The 633-nt window shown below is 61.1% G+C and carries 1 protein-coding gene; it reads left to right on the top strand.

Going from position 1 to position 633, the window contains the following annotated elements:
- The coding region (locus EOA22_RS36330) for an arginase family protein (protein ID WP_206521565.1) at positions 1-451 on the top strand (451 nt) is incomplete at its 5' end.
- Positions 452-633: the final 182 nt, after the last annotated feature.

The raw sequence follows: 633 nt of genomic DNA, 5'->3' as shown, positions 1-633 counted from the left end.
CTTCCGTCGTGCCGTCGAGGAGGGCCTGCTGGATCCGAAGCGCATGGTCCAGATCGGCATCAGAGGTGCAATCTCCGATGCAGAGAACTACGATTTCGCCCGCGAGGCCGGCATCCGCATCATCGTCATCGAGGAATTCATGGAGCGCGGCGTGGACGCGGTGATGGCCGAGGCACGCTCGATCGTCGGTGAGGCGCCGGCCTACGTCTCGTTCGACATCGACGCGCTCGATCCGTCTTTTGCCCCCGGCACCGGCACCCCCGAGATCGGCGGCATCACGACGCGCGAGGCCCAGAAGATGGTCCGCGCGCTGGCCGGCGTCGACATCATCGGCGCCGATCTGGTCGAAGTTTCGCCTCCGCTCGATCCTTCAGGCGTCACCGCGCTGACCGGTGGCACCCTCCTGTTTGAGCTTCTCTGCGTAATGACGGTCCAGATGCTGGCTCAATGAGACCATGCACGGACATTGTCTTTTCGGTCATATCAGGGAGTTGGCATCATCGCAGATAGGAAATGTTGCTTTATAGGCAAGCCAGATTGCCATTCGATCGGAACCGCTGCTCAGCGGATTCACGTTCCGTCCAAAGGTTCTTGGTGAAGCGCTCGCGCGACAGGTCGATGACGCCATAACAC

Source organism: Mesorhizobium sp. M7A.F.Ca.US.014.04.1.1, from assembly GCF_003998745.1.
In the GTDB taxonomy this organism is placed as follows: Bacteria; Pseudomonadota; Alphaproteobacteria; order Rhizobiales; family Rhizobiaceae; genus Mesorhizobium; species Mesorhizobium ciceri.
Note: the sequence above shows the minus strand (reverse complement) of the source record. Positions and strands in the feature narration are given on the sequence as shown.